Source organism: Hyphomicrobium sp. (assembly GCF_047600905.1).
Classification (GTDB): Bacteria; Pseudomonadota; Alphaproteobacteria; order Rhizobiales; family Hyphomicrobiaceae; genus Hyphomicrobium_B.
The window spans coordinates 585,436-601,699 of record NZ_JASGKD010000001.1 but is presented as its reverse complement, the minus strand read 5'-3'; the positions used below and the strand labels follow the sequence as shown (position 1 = coordinate 601,699).

Annotated in this window: 14 protein-coding genes; 10 read left to right on the top strand and 4 right to left on the bottom strand. The window is 61.2% G+C overall.

Annotated elements, in window-relative coordinates; translation table 11 throughout:
- The first annotated feature begins 34 nt into the window (after positions 1 to 34).
- The 5 genes from QM780_RS03065 to QM780_RS03045 all read left to right on the top strand — a co-directional run bounded on the left by QM780_RS03065 (position 35) and on the right by QM780_RS03045 (position 5,755).
- A complete protein-coding gene (locus QM780_RS03065) occupies positions 35 to 1,261 on the top strand; it encodes an HlyD family secretion protein (RefSeq protein WP_415069012.1) in 1,227 nt (408 codons plus the stop codon).
- 44 nt (positions 1,262 to 1,305) lie between these two features.
- Positions 1,306 to 2,892, top strand: a complete 1,587-nt coding sequence (locus tag QM780_RS03060) for a DHA2 family efflux MFS transporter permease subunit (RefSeq protein WP_415069011.1) — start codon at positions 1,306 to 1,308, stop codon at positions 2,890 to 2,892.
- A gap of 171 nt (positions 2,893 to 3,063) precedes the next feature.
- Positions 3,064 to 4,224 carry a DUF3734 domain-containing protein gene (locus QM780_RS03055; RefSeq protein ID WP_415069010.1) on the top strand — a complete coding sequence of 387 codons (1,161 nt, stop codon included), beginning with the start codon at positions 3,064 to 3,066 and terminating at the stop codon, positions 4,222 to 4,224.
- The gene (locus QM780_RS03050; RefSeq protein WP_415069009.1) at positions 4,221 to 4,964 is read left to right on the top strand and encodes an acetoacetate decarboxylase; all 744 of its coding nucleotides are present in this window, start codon (positions 4,221 to 4,223) and stop codon (positions 4,962 to 4,964) included. Before QM780_RS03055 ends, QM780_RS03050 begins: the two co-directional genes overlap by 4 nt.
- 14 nt (positions 4,965 to 4,978) lie before the next feature.
- A complete protein-coding gene (locus tag QM780_RS03045) occupies positions 4,979 to 5,755 on the top strand; it encodes a 3-hydroxybutyrate dehydrogenase (RefSeq protein WP_415069008.1) in 777 nt (258 codons plus the stop codon).
- A gap of 165 nt (positions 5,756 to 5,920) precedes the next feature.
- On the opposite strand, the gene QM780_RS03040 is transcribed toward QM780_RS03045, so the two are convergent.
- Entirely contained in the window at positions 5,921 to 7,192 is a 1,272-nt protein-coding gene (locus tag QM780_RS03040) for an MFS transporter (protein WP_415069007.1), read from the bottom strand.
- Positions 7,193 to 7,623: 431 nt separating this feature from the next.
- Here QM780_RS03040 and QM780_RS03035 point away from each other — a divergent pair, with 431 nt between their 5' ends.
- Together QM780_RS03035 and QM780_RS03030 are read left to right on the top strand one after the other, a co-directional pair.
- Positions 7,624 to 10,668 carry an EAL domain-containing protein gene (locus QM780_RS03035; RefSeq protein ID WP_415069006.1) on the top strand — a complete coding sequence of 1,015 codons (3,045 nt, stop codon included), beginning with the start codon at positions 7,624 to 7,626 and terminating at the stop codon, positions 10,666 to 10,668.
- A gap of 230 nt (positions 10,669 to 10,898) precedes the next feature.
- Positions 10,899 to 11,951 carry a hypothetical protein gene (locus QM780_RS03030; RefSeq protein ID WP_415069005.1) on the top strand — a complete coding sequence of 351 codons (1,053 nt, stop codon included), beginning with the start codon at positions 10,899 to 10,901 and terminating at the stop codon, positions 11,949 to 11,951.
- Positions 11,952 to 11,988: 37 nt separating this feature from the next.
- Here QM780_RS03030 and QM780_RS03025 read toward each other — a convergent pair whose 3' ends face one another.
- The 3 genes from QM780_RS03025 to QM780_RS03015 all read right to left on the bottom strand — a co-directional run bounded on the left by QM780_RS03025 (position 11,989) and on the right by QM780_RS03015 (position 13,366).
- On the bottom strand, positions 11,989 to 12,351 hold the full coding sequence (locus QM780_RS03025) for a hypothetical protein (protein ID WP_415069004.1): 363 nt from the start codon (positions 12,349 to 12,351) through the stop codon (positions 11,989 to 11,991).
- A gap of 203 nt (positions 12,352 to 12,554) precedes the next feature.
- A complete protein-coding gene (locus QM780_RS03020) occupies positions 12,555 to 12,830 on the bottom strand; it encodes a hypothetical protein (RefSeq protein ID WP_415069003.1) in 276 nt (91 codons plus the stop codon).
- Positions 12,831 to 12,940: 110 nt separating this feature from the next.
- Entirely contained in the window at positions 12,941 to 13,366 is a 426-nt protein-coding gene (locus QM780_RS03015; protein ID WP_415069002.1) for a GFA family protein, read from the bottom strand.
- Between the two features lie 336 nt (positions 13,367 to 13,702).
- Here QM780_RS03015 and ccoN point away from each other — a divergent pair, with 336 nt between their 5' ends.
- Genes ccoN through QM780_RS03000 form a run of 3 tightly spaced genes read left to right on the top strand, consistent with a single transcriptional unit; the run spans position 13,703 to position 16,260 of the window.
- Complete coding sequence (gene ccoN / locus QM780_RS03010) at positions 13,703 to 15,337, top strand: cytochrome-c oxidase, cbb3-type subunit I (protein ID WP_415069001.1); 1,635 nt, start codon at positions 13,703 to 13,705, stop codon at positions 15,335 to 15,337.
- Positions 15,338 to 15,348: 11 nt separating this feature from the next.
- The gene (ccoO, locus tag QM780_RS03005; RefSeq protein WP_415069000.1) at positions 15,349 to 16,083 is read left to right on the top strand and encodes a cytochrome-c oxidase, cbb3-type subunit II; all 735 of its coding nucleotides are present in this window, start codon (positions 15,349 to 15,351) and stop codon (positions 16,081 to 16,083) included.
- 9 nt (positions 16,084 to 16,092) lie between these two features.
- A complete protein-coding gene (locus QM780_RS03000) occupies positions 16,093 to 16,260 on the top strand; it encodes a cbb3-type cytochrome c oxidase subunit 3 (RefSeq protein ID WP_415068999.1) in 168 nt (55 codons plus the stop codon).
- The last annotated feature ends 4 nt before the right edge of the window (positions 16,261 to 16,264 follow it).

Below are 16,264 nucleotides of genomic sequence, written 5' to 3'. Positions count from 1 at the left end.
TGATCCCTCCATCAGCGACGACAGGCGCGCGCCGATGTCTGCCGTCAGAACCGTTCTGGAAAAGCAGCCGGGAACGACGGGTGACGCGACGCCGAAAGCCGAGTCGCCGGAGTTCAAGCCTGCTGCTTCTCCCGCAACGGCACGCGAGCGCGGCTCAGAAGCGCCCGCCAAGACGACTCCGGCGCAGATCGGTTCACGCCGTAAATCGATCTTCATGGGCATCGGCGCGCTGGCACTGATGGCCGCCGCGTACTTTGCTTACAATTATATCACCGTTGGCCGCTTCATGGTCTCGACCGACGACGCCTATGTCGGCGCATACATGTCGATCATTTCGCCGAAGGTTTCGGCCATCGTCACCGACGTCCCCGTCGTCGACAACCAGGCCGTCAAGCAGGATCAGGTTCTCGTTCAGCTCGACAAGGGTGACTACCAGCTCGCGCTCGATCAGGCGCAGTCGAAGCTTGCGACGCAGATGGCCGTCATCAAGACTTTTGATGCGCAGATCAAATCGGCCGAAGCCGCCGCTGCGCAGGCACGCGCCCAGCTCGATGCCGCGAAGGCGAACGTCGTCAAGACGCAGGCCGACTTCGAGCGTACGGACGCCTTGACCGCCAAGGACTACGCGTCGAAATCCACGCTCGACGCCGCCATTGCCGCCCGCGACTCGGCCACCGCCCAGGTGAGAGCAAACGAAGCAGCCATTCAGTCTGCCGACGCCAACATCGCGATGCTCCACGCCCAGCGTGATCAGGCCGAGAAGCTTGCCAACGAATTGCGCGTCGCTGTCAGTCAGGCCGAGCGTGATTTGTCCTTCACCACCATCCGTGCGCCCTTCGACGGCGTCGTCGGCAACCGCGGCGGCGTTCAGGTCGGAGACTATGTCACGCCCGGCAAGCGTCTGATGGCTGTCGTGCCGCTCGACAAGGTCTTCGTCGACGCGAACTTCAAGGAAACGCAGCTTCCGCCGATCGCCGCCGGCCAGACCGCGACTGTGAAGGTCGACGCCCTCGATGGCAAAACGTTGCAAGGCACCGTCGAAAGCGTTTCACCCGCATCAGGCTCGCAATTCTCGCTGCTCCCCCCGGAGAACGCGACGGGCAACTTCACCAAGATCGTGCAGCGCGTGCCGGTCCGCATCGCCATCCCGGCCTCGCAATCGAACGGCAGTCTGCGTCCGGGCCTTTCGGTCGTCGTCAGCATCGACACGCGCACGACGCCTGAGACCCACGCCGCCTCCGGCCAAGCCGCGAAAGACTAGCTCGGCAGAACAACCTGCATTCGGGAAAATCCTGGCGAACCGCCATGACGATTACGACGACATTTTCGGATGAACCGAGGAAGCTCGAATGGATCGGCGTCACGCCGCGCCAGCTCGCGGGCTTCCTCGCCATGGTCTTCGGCATGTTCATGGCGATCCTCGACATCCAGATCGTGTCGGCATCGCTGCAGGAAATCCAAGCCGGCATTTCCGCCAGCGCCGACGAAATTGCGTGGGTTCAGACCTCCTACCTCATCGCCGAAGTCGTGATGATTCCGCTGTCCGGGTTCCTCTCACGCGTATTCTCGACTCGCGCTCTCTTCACCACCGCCGCGATAGGCTTCACCGCAGCGAGCGCGCTTTGCGCCACCGCGACCTCCATCAACGAGATGATCATCTACCGCGCCATTCAGGGATTCATCGGCGGCGGCATGATCCCGAGCGTCTTTGCGGTCGCCTTCACGCTGTTTCCCCGCTCCAAGCAGAACATCGTCTCCCCTATCATCGGACTCGTCGCGACGCTCGCCCCGACCATCGGGCCGACCGTCGGCGGCTATCTGACCGACACCTACTCCTGGCACTGGCTCTTTCTCATCAACGTCGTGCCGGGAATTCTCGTCGCCGCCGCTGTTTTCATCCTGGTCGATTTCGACAAGCCGAATTACGCCCTGCTCGACCGCTTCGACTATGTCGGCCTGATCGGCATGGCGATGTTTTTGGGTTCGCTCGAATACGTGCTTGAGGAAGGCCCCCGCTACGACTGGCTCGACGATCAGACGATCGCCACGTTCGCCGTGCTGACCGTCGTCGGCGCCGTCGTTTTCTTCTGGCGGGCCTTCACCGCAGCAGAGCCGATCGTCCAGCTCCGTGCATTCAAAGATCGCAACTTCGCCTTCGGCTCGGCGTTCAGCTTCACGATGGGTATCGGCCTTTACGGCCTGACCTACGTCTACCCCGTCTTTCTCGGACAGGTGCGCGGCTACGACTCGCTGATGATCGGCCAGACGATGTTCGTCACCGGCGCCGCCATGTTCCTCACCGCCCCGATCAGCGGCCGCCTCGCGGGCAAAGTCGATCCACGCATCATGATGTTCATCGGCTTCATCGGCTTCGCGCTTGGCACTTACATCGCGTCGTTCATCACATCCGATTGGGATTTCTGGGAGCTTCTGATCCCTCAAATCCTGCGCGGATCGTCGCTGATGCTGTGCATGGTCCCGATCACGAACCTGTCGCTCGGCACGCTGCCACCCGAGCAGATCAAGAACGCCTCGGGACTTTTCAATCTCACACGAAACCTCGGCGGCGCCGTCGGCCTCGCAATCATCAACACGCTTCTGAACAAGCGGCTCGACTTGCATCTCGCACGCTTGCACGAGCAGGTCTCGTGGGGCCATCCCATTGCCGAAGAACGTCTCGCCACGATGCAGCAGAGCTTCACCCAAGCCATGCAGGCCGATGGCGATATGGCGGCGCTGAAGAAGCTCGCGATGATCGTTCGCAATCAGGCGAACGTGCTTTCGTTCGCCGATCTCTTTCTGGCGCTGACAGTGCTCTTTGCCGTCGCCGGATTCTGCACGCTGCTGATGCGCAAACCGGCAGCCGTTCCCGCCGGTGCCGGCGGCCACTGACGCAATTCTTTCATCAAATTTCGTGCACTCGGTTACGAGACGTTTAGCAAAGCCGGAAATTCGCCCTCTTGCGCTCGATCGCGATCTGCTGCATTGCAGCAGTGCCTGCAAACACACGAGGCCCCGGTGCCTCCACGTCACCATAGCCACCCCCAGCTTGGTAGATAGACAATGGCCCAGCCAAACGGCAGCGCGGCAAAGAGCAGCGAGAAAACCGTTCTCGTCCTGCAAGGCGGCGGCGCGCTCGGTGCCTATCAGGCCGGAGCCTATGAAGCGCTCGCTGCCGCCGGCCACGAACCGGAATGGATCGCGGGCATTTCGATCGGCGCCATCAATTCCGCGCTCATTGCCGGCAATCCGCCCGAGCGGCGCGTGAAGCGCCTGCGTGAATTCTGGGATCGCGTCTCGAGCCATTTGCTTCTGCCGCCAATTGCGACGGACAATGCCTCGCGCAAAATCTTCAATGAGGCGAGCGCCGCTCTCGTCGCCTCGACCGGAGCGCCCGGCTTCTTCGACCCGCGCTATCCGCCCGCCGTCATCATGCCGCCGGGAACGATGCAAGCCATCAGCATCTACGACACCAGCCCTCTGAAGAAGACCCTTCTCGAGCTTGTCGATTTCGACCTGCTCAATTCGGGAAAAATGCGCTTCAGCGTCGGCGCCGTCGAAGTCGCCACCGGAAACCAGGTCTATTTCGACAGCGGCAATGAACGGATCATCCCGGAACACATCATGGCGAGCGGCGCCCTGCCGCCCGGCTTTCCGCCCGTCGAAATCGGCGGCAATCTCTACTGGGATGGCGGCATCGTCTCGAACACGCCACTGCAATATGTCCTCGATGGCGGCATCCCGCGCACCGACATGGTCATTTTCCAGGTCGATCTTTTCAGCGCGATGGGCACAATCCCTGAAACGCTTTTCGACGTGCAGACGCGCGAAAAGGAAATCCGCTATTCCAGCCGGACGCGGCTCAACACCGATTACTCCAAGCTCATCCAGTCGTTGCGCCGCGCTGTCCGGCGCCTCGACACCATCCTGTCCGAAGAGATCAAATCGACGTTCGACTGGAAGCTGCTGGCATCGCACAGCTGCAACGCGGCGATCACGATCGTTCATCTGATCCATCGTCGCGCCGTCTATTCCACGCAGTCGAACGATTACGAGTTCTCCCGCTACACCATCAACGAACATTGGCGCGCGGGCAGCGATGACGTTGAACGCTCCCTAAGCAACCCCGCCTGGATCAATCGCCAAACGCCGGAAGACGGACTGCTGGTGCTCGACCTGACGAAAGAGCTGATGCCGCACACACCCCCGGAGAAACACCCATGAAAATTGCGGACGTCAAGAAACGCGCCTTCGCGATGCCGCTCACGAGTCCCGCCTTCCCTCCTGGTCCCTATCGTTTCGTCAATCGCGAATATCTCATCATCGCCTACCGCACCGACCGCGAAGCCCTCGAAAAGGTCGTTCCCGAACCGCTCACCTTCGACGACCCGATCGTCAAATACGAATTCATCCGCATGCCGGATTCAACCGGCTTTGGCGATTACACCGAATCCGGCCAGGTCATTCCCGTCAAGTTCAACGGCATCGAGGGCGGCTATACGCATGCGATGTTTTTGAACGACGGGCCGCCGATCTTCGGTGGCCGCGAGCTTTGGGGTTTCCCTAAGAAATACGCGACGCCCAAGCTCGGCCCCGACATCGATACGCTCGTCGGCACGCTCGATTACGGCAGCGTCCGCATCGCGACCGGCACGATGGGCTTCAAGCACAAGGCCATTGATACCGCCGCCGTCGCCAAATCGCTCGCGGTGCCGAACTACCTCCTGAAGATCATCCCGCACGTCGACGGCAGCCCGCGCATTCTGGAACTCGTCGACTACAGGCTCGAAGACGTCAACATCAAGGGTGCATGGACCGGTCCCGGCGCGCTCGATTTGCGGCCCCATGCGCTTGCGCCTGTCGCGGATCTCCCCGTCCGTGAAATCATCTCGGCCACGCATATTCTTGCTGATCTCACTTTGGGCCTCGGCAAGGTCGTCTACGATTATCTCGATACGAAATAGCAAGGAGACGCCCCATGAAACTCGACGGCAAGGTTGCACTGATCACGGGCGCGGCAAGCGGCATCGGCCACCAGATCGCGCGCCGCTACGTCGAAGCTGGCGGACGCGTTGCCATCGCCGACCTGAACCTCGACGCCGCAAAGGCGGCCGCCAAGGAACTCGGCGGCGAGAAGGAAGCCATCGCCGTCGCCATGGACGTCTCGAATGAAGAACAGGTCAACGCCGGCGCCGACGCGACAGCCAAGGCTTTCGGCACGATCGATATTCTCGTCTCTAACGCCGGCATCCAGATCGTCCATCCGATCGAGGATTTTCCCTATTCCGATTGGAAGAAGATCATGGCGATCCACGTCGACGGCGCCTTTCTCACCACCAAGGCGTGCGTCAAATATATGTATCCGCAGAAGTCCGGCGCTTTGATCTACATGGGCTCCGTGCACAGCCACGAAGCCTCGCCCCTGAAGTCGGCCTACGTCGCCGCCAAGCACGCAATCCTCGGCCTTGGCCGCGTGATGTCGAAGGAAGGCGCGAAATACGGCGTCCGCTCCAACGTCATCTGCCCCGGCTTCGTGCGCACGCCGCTCGTCGACAAGCAAATCCCCGAGCAGGCGCACGAACTCGGCATCACCGAAGAGCGCGTCATCAAGGAAGTGATGCTCGGCGAGACCGTCGACAAGCAATTCACGATGGTGACCGATATCGCCGAGGTCGCCCTCTTCCTCGCCGCGTTCCCGACCACCGCGCTGACCGGCGAAAGCATCATCGTCAGCCACGGCTGGCATATGAACTGATTGAAAGCGCCGATCACCGACCTGTGGCGAACGGCGCTTCACATTCCGTCATCCCGGCGAAGGCCGGGATCCAGTCACGTTTGGCCATTCGTAGCGTTGAGGATTGTCTGGGTGCCGACCCCGGCCTTCGCCGGGGCAGGCTCTTCGTCGGCATGACGGAAAAAATTATTCGCCCGGCGCAGGTTGCGAACGGAGCTCCGAGGCAGCCTCTCGCGTGTTTGAGTCCGTCGCCAGCGAGATTGCCCAGAACAGCAAGCCTCCGATTGCCAGTGCGGCGCCGACGAAACCCGTCGAACTCCAGCCAAAGCCGTGCGCGATTGCAAGCCCACCGAGCCACGGGCCGATGGCGTTTGCCGTATTGAAGGCACTGTGATTGAGCGATGCCGCGAGCGTCTGCGCGTCTTCGGCGACATCCATCAGCCGCGTCTGCAGCGCCACACCGAGCCCGCCGCCGCATCCGATCATGAATACGACCGCAGTTACCGCATAGATGTTTCCGGTCGCAAACGGATAGACGGTCAGCCAGATCGCGCTCCAGACTAAAAGCCCGCCCGCCGTCGCCATCAGCGCTCGGTCCGCCAGCCAGGCGCAGACGAATGTCCCGATCGTCATGCCGAGCCCGAAGAACACCAGCACGATCGGCACGACATAAGGCTCGACGTGCGTCACTTCCATCAGCGTCGATGCCAGATACGAATAGACGGCAAACATTCCGCCGAAACCGATCGCGCCGATGGCAAGTGTCAGCCACACCTGCGGACGTTTGAGCGCGCCGAGTTCCCGCATCATGCTGGCGCCTTCGACGGGCCGGTCTGCCGGCACGAACGTCCAGACCAGGAATATCGTCAGCGATGCCAGCAGCCCGACGATCCCGAAGCCGACGCGCCAGCCGAGCACCTGTCCCATCCACGTCGCCGCGGGCACACCGATGATCGTCGCGATCGTAAGGCCGATCAATACGCGCGAAGCCGCCTGCGCGCGCGCATTGGGCGGCACCAGCGAGGCCGCGACCAGCATCGCCACGCCGAAGTAGGCGCCATGCGGCAGGCCACTCAAGAAGCGAAACGCGACCATCATCCCGTACGTCGGCGAGCACGCCGTCAGCACGTTGGCGACCGCAAAGCAGGCCATCAGCGCCAGAAGCAGTTTTCGCCGCGGCCACTTGGCGGCGAGCACCGCAATCACCGGCGCACCGACGACCACGCCCAAGGCGTAGGCGCTGATCGCGTGTCCCGCGGTGGGCTCCGTGATCCCGAACGTCGCCGCGAAGTACGGCAACAGGCTCATGGCCGCGAACTCGGAAGTTCCGATAGCGAACCCGCCCATCGCCAGCGCGATCAGGACGAGACGGATCTGGCCCGGGCTCAATGCCTTCGACGACGCCGCGACGGCGGTGTCGAAATGCTCGGTTCGCGCGTCCATGCTCGCTTGCCCCATGCTGAGTTTCGCTGCACCGCGCAAGCGAACTTCGGCTGTCTAAACAACTGCATATGTTATAGAAGCGGTTCCAAGTCGAGGCCGCGAGCTGCCCGATTTTGCAACTGCGAACTGTCGCACGCTCATGGCTTCGCGCTTCCAGCCCCCGATCGGTACGGTTCGTCAATAAACCCTTTAGATTTGCGCTTCGCGTCCAGGCCAGCACACCGAAAAACGGCCTTGCGTGTTTTGACGCAATCAAAATGCTCCGGGCGAGATGTTTCCGCCCCCGACTTTTGACCCAAAATTAATGAAAACGCTTCAGCTTGGTCCGATGGAAATCCGAAAGGTAGCTGATTTTCTTAGCAATTCCCGGTCTCGCACGTCCCGGAATTGAAGGCTGAAACGGGAGTAGTCGGGCCGCCGCCCGATCGGGGACGAAAGCGTAAGTCATGGCAGTTACGAGGGTCCGCAATCTCGCTCGACCGCGCACTGTGTACGCTGAAGACACGGAAGGCCTGACCAACGCCATCTTCGTCGCTGCGGCTTTCGGATTGACCGCCTATGTCTGCGGCGCATTCACCCAGGATGCCGACGGCATCGCAACGATCTGGCCTGCGAACGGCATTTTGCTGGCCGCGGTCATGTTGGCCAACCGCCCGTGGCGACGTCATCAGATCTTCGCGCTCGCGTTCATCGCCAATGTCATTGCGAACGTGTTCGCCCATCGCGTGCCGCTGGCCAACGTCGGCTTCGCCCTCACGAACGGCCTTGAAGTCTACATCGCCTTCCGCATTCTCAAGATGCGGGAACTGCAGCCGTTCGAATTTCGCAGCCTCCACTTTGTGACGTCGTTCCTGATCGCCGCCGTCGTGGGCTGCGCCATTGCCTCCATCGCTGCTGCCGTGGTCGCGGCGCTGACCTTGGAATCTGTCACCTGGCGCGTATTTTCCTCCTGGCTGTTCGCCGATCTGCTCGGACTGCTGACGGTCACGCCGGCGCTCGTCCGGCTGCGCCAGGAACGACGGTTTCACGCGGCTTCCGCAGCCCCGTGGGAAACCTACGCACTGTTTGCAGCGCTCACGCTGGCGATGACGCTCGTGGTCAGCGTCCCGCAGACGCCGCTCGGCTTCATCGTCCTGCCGATCCTCGTCCTGATCGCATGCAGGCTTGGACCGAACGCAACCTCGGCCGCCACGTTGATGATGTCGGCCATCTTCCTGACTTTCACCGCCGCCGGATTTCACACCGATTTCGAGTCCTCCGCCATATCGTGGCTGACCGATATCCAGCTGATGCAGCTGCGGTTTCTGACCGTCTTTCTCATCGTCATGCTGCTGGCCGAAACGACGGACTCCCAGGGCCGCCTGCAGGAGCGGCTGTCATCCGAAATCGCGTTGCGCGATGAGTTGAACGAACATCTCAAAGCCCAAGAACAGGCGATGTCGGAACAGAAGGCCGAACTCGAAAAGGCCCATAGCCGCCTGAAGGAAGCCATCGAGATCCTCCCCGAAGGCATCGTCATTCTCGACGCCGACAATCGCTACGTCGCCTGGAACAAGCGCTACGCTCAGATCTACCACCGCGCCCTCGACACCATCTACGTCGGCGGCAGCCTCGAAGACGCCGTTCGCATCGGCCTAGAGCGGCAGATGTATCCCGAAGCATTCGGCAGAGAGGAAGCCTGGCTCGCCGAACGCATCAAGACCTTGCGCACCCCCGCCGCTCCCCACGAGCAGCTTCTCGACAACGGCCGCTGTTACCTGATCGAAGAGTGCCGCACCAGCGAAGGCGGCTTGATCAGTTTGCGCATCGACATCACCGAGATGAAGCAGCGCGAGGCCTCGATCCGGCTGCTGTTCGAGAACAACCCGCTGCCGATGTTCGTCGTCGGCCGCGAACGTCTGAACATCCTCGCCGTCAACACCGCAGCCGTCTCTCACTACGGCTACTCGCGCAAGGATTTCTCGCGTCTTTCGCTGCGCGACATTCAAACCGGCGAACTCATTCTGCCGTTCGACAGCAGCACGAACCGGCTGCTGCCGACCGAGGAAGCGCAGCTCTTCAAACATTATCGCCGCGACGGCCGCTCGATCGAAGTCGAAGTCTACGTTCGCCCGCTGGTGCATGAGGGCCAGAACGCGTTGCTGATCGCCGCCATCGACGTCACCGAGCGGCGCAAGGCCGATCGCAAGGCCGCCTACATGGCGCGTCACGACGCGCTGACGTCGCTGCCAAACCGGCATCTGCTGGCCGAGCGAATGCAGCTTGCGATGGCGCGCGCCAAACGCGGCGACCGCATGGCCCTCCTGCTGCTCGATCTCGACGACTTCAAGGTCGTCAACGACACCCTCGGCCACGCCGCCGGAGACGAACTCTTGCAGATCGTCGCCGACCGGCTGAGGTCGTCGCTGCGCGAAACCGATACCGTCGCCCGCCTCGGCGGCGACGAGTTCGCCGTGCTGATCATCGACCTCGATCACCCCTCGAACGCAGCCGAGCTCGCCCAGCGCCTCATCGGCATCCTCAACGAACCGATCCGCATCGGCCAGAAGGATGTCGTCTGCGGCGGCAGCATCGGCATCGCCATGGCGCCCGACGACAGCTGCGATCCAAACGAGCTTTTCCGCCTCGCCGACCTTGCGCTCTACGCCGCCAAGGAGGATCAGCGCGGAACCTTCCGGCTTTTCGAGCGCGAGCTCGATGCCAAGGTCAAGGCCCGCAATCTGCTCGAATCCGAAGTGCGTGAAGCCATCAACAACAACGATTTCGAACTGCACTACCAGCCGATCTTCAGCCTGAAGACCATGACGCCGGTCGGCGCTGAAGCCCTGCTGCGCTGGCGGCACCCGCGCCTCGGACTTGCATCACCCGCCGACTTCATCCCGATCGCCGAGGAGATCGGCATGATCGCCGATCTTGGCGCCAAAGTCATCCGCGCGGCCTGCCTGGAAGCCATGTCATGGCCCGAGCACACTAGCGTTTCCGTCAACATCAGCGCCATCGAACTCGAGACGGAAAGCTTCGTCGATACCGTCAAGGCGGCTCTCGCCGAATCCGGACTGCCGAGCCACCGTCTGACGATCGAAGTCACCGAGTTGATGATCATGAAGGACATCCAGCTGGCGACCAATACGCTCAACCAGATCTGCGAACTCGGCGTCGAGATCGCAATGGATGATTTCGGCACCGGCTATTCGTCTTTGAGTTCGCTGACGAAGGTGCCGTTCCAGAAGATCAAGATAGATCGCTCGTTCGTGCGGGACCTTGCCGTTTCGATGGAAGCGCGCGCCATTCTGGCAACCATCGTCGATCTTGCCCGCACCCTCGGAATGCGCACTACGGCCGAAGGCGTCGAAACGATCGAGCAGCTCAATACCGTCAAGGAATACGGTTGCACTTTAGTACAGGGCTTCCTCTTCAACCGCCCCGAACCGGCTGACGTCATTCGCAAAATCCTGCACGCCGGAGATGAAGCCGGCCGCGACGCCGCCTGACGCAGGCTGGATCGGCGCAGTGGAATGATCTGAACACCGATTAAAATCTCGGCAGCCCCTAATCCAAAGAGGGATGCATACGGATCAAATCCGCAGTTTCGCCGCAACGGTACGACAAGCTTTCGCTCGCCTACCCCAAACGGATGATGCTGACGGGCTTGCCGACCGCCGAGAAATAGCTCACCTAACCGATGATTTTATAAAGTTATGTTGTGTGCGGAGAGGCGTCATTGGCAGAGGTCGACCACGCTGCGCGTTGTGCCCCGTTCAATTTGATCGCCGATCTTTGCGATTGCGCCGTCGACCCCGGCCGCTGGAAGTCGGTCCTTCGCGGCACCGCAAACCTGATCAAGGGATGCGCTGCCGCAATCATCGCTCAAACTCCGGGTGAAGACGTCGCTCGCATCGAAGCAAGCTGGAACATCAACTCCAAGTTCGAGCGGGCTCTCGTCGAGACGGCACCTTACAGTCCGACCGTTCCCGCGATCTGGTTGCTCGGCATCGACAAGACCTTCACGACCGGATCGCTTTTCAACGAGTCCGAGCTGTCCAACTCTTTCTGGTACCGGCGCACGTTGCAGCCCCAAGGACTGAAGGATATGGCAGTAATCCCGCTGATGAAATCCGCCGACACATTCTCGGCCGTTATGATCATGCGATCCGCCGACACCGGCATGTTCCTGCCCGAGGACACTGCCAAGCTGTCCGCTCTGTCGCCCTACTTCCATACCGCCGCGACGACGTCGAAACTCCTCGGAGCGGTGCCCCTTGCGCGCAACGGCAGTGCAGCAAGCTTCGACGGCAGCGAAGTCGGCATCATACTCACCGACGCCGCCGGTAAAATTCTGCACGCCAACGCAGCGGGCGAACGGATACTCGACGGCTGCGCCCTTCTCTGCCTCGAGGACGAACTCGCCGCCCGCGATTCCGATTGCCATGATCGGCTGCGCAGAGCGATCGCCAACGCAGGGAAAACGTCGGCGAGCGCCGCCTCGCGCGTCACCGGACCGATCTTCGTGAAAGGGGCTGGCGCCAGATCGCTGGCACTATGGATCGTCCGCATCGACAAGCGAATTCAGTTGCCGATCTCCGCACCGCCATCGGCCCGGGTTGCAGTCATCGCTCGCGCGTCCGGCCCGGCCGCCGAATGCTTATCATGCACGGAAGCGGCGGCGCGCGGCGGACCGCTGACAGCCTCGGAATATCGGCGGCTCGCGGCGGTCGACTATGGCGCAGCCTTTGCCCCAAGCAAATCTCGCCCGGCCGCATTGCAACGCACCTGAGCGCCTGACCGCAGCCTTCGATGAATGTGGGTTGGCTTTAGTTTCTCGCCTGCGCCGAACTCAGCAAGGTCCGGTCCGGATTGATGATCTGGACGCGCCGCGTGCTGCAATTGGCTTCGGTAATCGATATCCGGACGCCGTCGGCACGCACACCGGAAACCGTTTGTCCCGCCCCGACCGCCGACGCCACACGCTCGCAGCCCGCGCGCGTCATCCAATGCGTCTCGACCTCGCCGTTGGCTAAGGTCGCAACCAGCAACGAATTGTCATCGAGACCGATGGATATGCCTTGCGCATCGCCTGAGACCGATGTCGTCTTCGCGATGCCTGCCACCCCGCTCGCCGATGCAAGAACGACAAAGGCAGAAGCAGCCAACTTCGGAACTGTTGTGCTGAACATGACGCAACCCCTCGCTACCGAAATTCAGTCAACACGAGTGATTCTGATGGGCCAATCCCAAGCGAGAACGAAGTCCACACAAAACGAGTAATGCACAGGCTGTTGTGCAAAAAGTGGCATGGTCCCCGCGCGTTCGCGCAAAAAAGCCCCGGTCCGCTAAGACCGGGACTTGGTATAACTCTGGGCTGAGCGCCGCTAGTTCGTTAGTCGCAATAGCGATAGCCGTTACGCCAATAGCAATCGCGATAGCTATTGGCAGCGGCAGCGCCAACAATTGCGGCGCCCACGCCGAGCGCGATCCAGCGCCCGTTATGCCAATACCCGCGACCACGGTGCCAGCCGTGCCCGTACCCATGGCTATAATGATGGCCATGCCAGGCATGCCCACCCCGGAAATGTCGTGCATCCGCGGTCGTCGCAAATGTCGCGAGCGGCAGAGCAGCGGCAACTGCGGCCGCGAGGCCGATGTATTTTCTCATTCTATCCTCCTTGGCGGGACGAGGCCCACCGCATCGATGTCGGATAGAACGCAGGAAGCCCCGGCTTTGTTTCATGCGCGCCGCCTGACCGCATCCCGGAATTTCTCGAGTTACTCCGGAACAAATTCGCCCGAGCCGCCGAACTCCGCCGGAAAATCCTTGAGCTTCGGCAGGCCGTCCTTCATCGGCAGCACGGTCTCGGCATAGTTGACGTGCACGGTCGGCTGGAACGGCAACGTCGGCAGCATCGCCGAAAAGACGTCAACCATTCCAAGCGGCGGATGGTTCGTCATGACGTGGCCGCCGCACTTCGTGCAGTACTTCCGCTCGCTGACTGGCGTCTTTTGATATGTCGCGATGAATTCGGCGCCGCCCGTCACGCGCACCGCTTCAGGCTTCCAGAGCGTAAAGGCATTGACGGGCGATGCCGACCACGAACGGCATGAGTTACAATGACAATATCCGCTCGCTTCGGGCGCGCCCGTCGCTTCGAGCTTGACCGTTCCGCAGAAGCATTCGCCTTTATAGGTCGGCATTTCCTCACCTCGTTGGGATTTCTGAACAACGAGCTTTTATATAGATATTCCTCCCAGGTAACGAGCCGAGCCGCCGGGAATATCCGCTTCCGATCGGATCTTAGCGAACCAAGGATTTTCGCAATGATCCCCGCCGCGCCCGGCCTCGCTGCCCGGCCTCACGCCACCCCGGATGGGCCCGCTGCCTGCGCAACAGCGTCACTCGCGCCTCCTCTTTGATGAAGGTCAAGGCCGCTCATTTGCAATCGACCGATCCAGACCGAAGCAACAATGACGTCGCAATGACGCAGCCTCGGGGAGGAAACGGTGCGAGACACGTCCGCAGAATGGGCCGGCATGAATGATATGCTGGCGATGGGCAGTGCGCTGTTATTCGCCATCATCGGCCTGATCCTGTCCTTCGCCGGCACGGACGGCGGCATGCGGCTGCACGGTCTGTTCCTTCTCGCGGCCAGTGTCGCCTCCCTCTTCTATATTCTCTCGCATCCGACCAACCCGCAGGCGCAGAAGGCAGAAGGCTATTTCGATGCCCCCGTCCGCGTCGCCACGATCGCTTGCGTATTCTGGGGTGTCGTCGGTTTTCTCGTCGGCGATATCATTGCTTGGCAGTTGGCCTTCCCAGCGCTGAACTTCGATCTGCCCTGGACCAATTTCGGACGCCTGCGGCCCGTTCACACCTCGGCCGTCATTTTCGCGTTCGGCGGCAATGCCCTGATCGCAACCTCGCTTTACGTCGTGCAGCGAACCTGCCGGGCCCGCCTTCCCGGCCGTTGGGTGCCGTTGTTCGTCGTCTGGGGCTATCAGCTTTTCATCGTCATCGCAGCGTCGGGCTATGTTCTTGGAATAACCCAAGGCAAGGAATACGCCGAGCCCGAGTGGTACGCCGACCTTTGGCTGACGATCGTCTGGGTCGCATATCTTTTGATTTTTCTGGGCACGCTCGCCAGGCGCGACGAGCCGCACATCTACGTCGCGAACTGGTTTTACCTCGCCTTCATCGTGACGATTGCGATGCTTCACATCGTCAACAATCTTGCGCTGCCGGTATCGTGGCTGGGAACCGAGAGCTACCCGCTTTTCCCCGGCGTCCAAGGCGCGATGACGCAATGGTGGTACGGACATAACGCTGTCGGCTTCCTGCTGACCGCGGGCTTCCTCGGCATCATGTATTACTTCATCCCCAAGCGCGCCGAGCGGCCGATCTATTCCTACCGCCTGTCGATCGTGCACTTCTGGTCGCTGATCTTCCTCTATATCTGGGCCGGACCGCATCACCTTCATTATACGGCGCTGCCCGAGTGGGCCCAGACGCTCGGCATGACGTTCTCGATCATGCTGTGGATGCCGTCATGGGGCGGAATGATCAATGGCCTGATGACACTGTCGGGCGCCTGGGACCGCCTCAGAACCGACCCCGTTATCCGTCTCCTCGTCGTCTCCGTCGCGTTCTACGGCATGTCGACGTTCGAAGGCCCGCTGATGTCGATCAAGGCCGTCAACTCGCTGTCGCATTATACGGACTGGACCATCGGCCACGTTCATTCCGGCGCGCTCGGGTGGGTCGGCATGATCTCGTTTGGCGCCATCTATTGCATGGTGCCGTGGCTGTGGAAGCGGCAAGGGCTCTATTCCATGCGCCTCGTCGAATGGCATTTCTGGCTCGCGACCATCGGCATCGTTCTCTACATCACCTCGATGTGGGTCGCCGGCATCACGCAGGGCCTGATGTGGCGCGCCTACGACCACCTCGGCTTCCTCAAATACTCCTTCATCGAAACGGTCGAGGCGCTTCATTGGCCATACGTCATCCGCGCCACCGGCGGCGTGCTGTTCCTGCTCGGCGGCATCATCATGGCCTACAACGTCTGGCGTACGATCAGAGGCGATCAGCCCGTCGATCTGAAGGATCAGCCCGGCGTCGCTGCAGCACCTGAATTCCGTCCCGGCGCTCTTGCCGCTCCGGCAGAATAAGAGGACGGGCCATGAAACACGAAGTCTTTGAAAAGAACTCGCTCATCCTGTTGATCGCCGTGCTGATCGTCGTCTCCATCGGCGGCATCATCGAGATCGCACCCCTGTTCTGGCTGAAATCGACGATCGAGAAAGTCGAAGGCATGCGGCCCTATTCGCCGCTTGAGCTTGCCGGGCGCGATATCTACGTCCGCGAAGGCTGCTACAATTGCCACAGCCAGATGATCCGTTCGCTGCGCGACGAGATCGAGCGCTACGGCCATTATTCGCTCGCTGCCGAGAGCATGTACGACCATCCGTTCCAATGGGGATCGAAGCGCACCGGCCCCGACCTGGCGCGCGTCGGCGGCAAATATTCCGACGCTTGGCATGTCGAGCATCTGCGTGATCCGCGCTCGGTCGTCCCGACGTCGATCATGCCCGGCTATCCGTTCCTCGAGAAGACGCCGCTCGACTACGGCAACATCGCCGAAAAAATGAAAACGATGCAGGACATCGGCGTTCCCTACACGAACGAGATGATCACCGACGCAAAGACGGACGTCTTGGCGCAAATCAGGCCCGACTCGCCCGAGGCAAAGGCACTGTCGAAACGCTATCCGAAAGCGCAGATCCGCAAATTCGACGGCGAGCAGGGCGACAACCTGCAGCCCACCGAACTCGATGCAGTGGTCGCCTATCTGCAAATGCTCGGCACGCTCGTCGACTTTACAAAGTTCGACGCCAGCGGCCCCAATCTCCGGTGAGGTGCAGCGATGACCTATGACGAAATCCAAGTCGTTACGCAGCTTGCCTCGATGGCAATCTTCATGGGCCTGATGATCGGGGCATTCATTTATGCCTTCCGCTCTTCCAACAAGAAAGCGTTCGATCACGTGGCCAAGTCGGCGATCGGCCTGAACGACGATACCGAGAAGCGGTGAGGCT

Excerpts from the sequence above, each read along its gene's own strand:
- QM780_RS03065 (WP_415069012.1), top strand. The coding sequence starts at position 35 with ATGTCTGCCGTCAGAACCGTTCTGGAAAAGCAGCCGGGAACGACGGGT.
- QM780_RS03060 (WP_415069011.1), top strand. The coding sequence starts at position 1,306 with ATGACGATTACGACGACATTTTCGGATGAACCGAGGAAGCTCGAATGG.
- QM780_RS03055 (WP_415069010.1), top strand. The coding sequence starts at position 3,064 with ATGGCCCAGCCAAACGGCAGCGCGGCAAAGAGCAGCGAGAAAACCGTT.
- QM780_RS03050 (WP_415069009.1), top strand. The coding sequence starts at position 4,221 with ATGAAAATTGCGGACGTCAAGAAACGCGCCTTCGCGATGCCGCTCACG.
- QM780_RS03045 (WP_415069008.1), top strand. The coding sequence starts at position 4,979 with ATGAAACTCGACGGCAAGGTTGCACTGATCACGGGCGCGGCAAGCGGC.
- QM780_RS03040 (WP_415069007.1), bottom strand. The coding sequence starts at position 7,192 with ATGGGGCAAGCGAGCATGGACGCGCGAACCGAGCATTTCGACACCGCC.
- QM780_RS03035 (WP_415069006.1), top strand. The coding sequence starts at position 7,624 with ATGGCAGTTACGAGGGTCCGCAATCTCGCTCGACCGCGCACTGTGTAC.
- QM780_RS03025 (WP_415069004.1), bottom strand. The coding sequence starts at position 12,351 with ATGTTCAGCACAACAGTTCCGAAGTTGGCTGCTTCTGCCTTTGTCGTT.
- QM780_RS03020 (WP_415069003.1), bottom strand. The coding sequence starts at position 12,830 with ATGAGAAAATACATCGGCCTCGCGGCCGCAGTTGCCGCTGCTCTGCCG.
- QM780_RS03015 (WP_415069002.1), bottom strand. The coding sequence starts at position 13,366 with ATGCCGACCTATAAAGGCGAATGCTTCTGCGGAACGGTCAAGCTCGAA.
- ccoN (WP_415069001.1), top strand. The coding sequence starts at position 13,703 with ATGAATGATATGCTGGCGATGGGCAGTGCGCTGTTATTCGCCATCATC.
- ccoO (WP_415069000.1), top strand. The coding sequence starts at position 15,349 with ATGAAACACGAAGTCTTTGAAAAGAACTCGCTCATCCTGTTGATCGCC.
- QM780_RS03000 (WP_415068999.1), top strand. The coding sequence starts at position 16,093 with ATGACCTATGACGAAATCCAAGTCGTTACGCAGCTTGCCTCGATGGCA.